The following is a 578-nucleotide window of genomic DNA, read 5'->3' as shown; positions in this document are numbered from 1 at the left end:
CGGTGTTCCGTTCAGCGTGTCATTGGCAGTCAGGGATGCTGTCGTGCCTCCTGCATTGCTGTTGATCGCCGTCGTTGTTTCAGTAACCGCGTCGATTGCAGGAATCACAACTGGAGCGTTTACCGTCAGGCTGACTGTCGCTGTCGAGCAGTTCGATACATTGGCCTTGTCGCAGATCGAATAGGTCAACGTGTAAGTTCCAGCCGGGGCATTTGCGCCAAGGGTTACTGTTCCAGTCATCGGATCTAAAACTAAATATCCTGAAGGATCTGCAACGGTTGTCGTTATTTTTACTTCAGATGCCGCCAACGGCTGTCCGTTTCTGGTGTCGTTGTCCGTAACTGTGATGATTGTCTGGGCTGTCGTTGACTGTGTAACCGAAGCAGGATTGTCTGCATTGGCTACCAGAACATCGCCCACAACCTGAACATAGCTCTTCACTGTATCGCAGTTCAGTGCATGATCGTTGTCACAGATCGTGTATTCCACCTCGTAGCTTCCTGAGGCTGTGCCCGGAGCTACTGTAATTGTCTTGTCCGCGTTGATTGTTAATCCTGCAGGAAGCGTGCTTACCAACG

1 pseudogene is annotated in these 578 nt (G+C 51.0%); it reads right to left on the bottom strand.

Annotated elements, in window-relative coordinates:
• A pseudogene (locus tag EYY60_RS22165) lies at positions 1-578 on the bottom strand (hypothetical protein); the annotation flags it as partial.

It is taken from the genome of Flavobacterium zhairuonense (genome assembly GCF_004352915.1).
In the GTDB taxonomy this organism is placed as follows: domain Bacteria; phylum Bacteroidota; class Bacteroidia; order Flavobacteriales; family Flavobacteriaceae; genus Flavobacterium; species Flavobacterium zhairuonense.
This window is presented reverse-complemented; position numbering and strand designations above follow the sequence as displayed.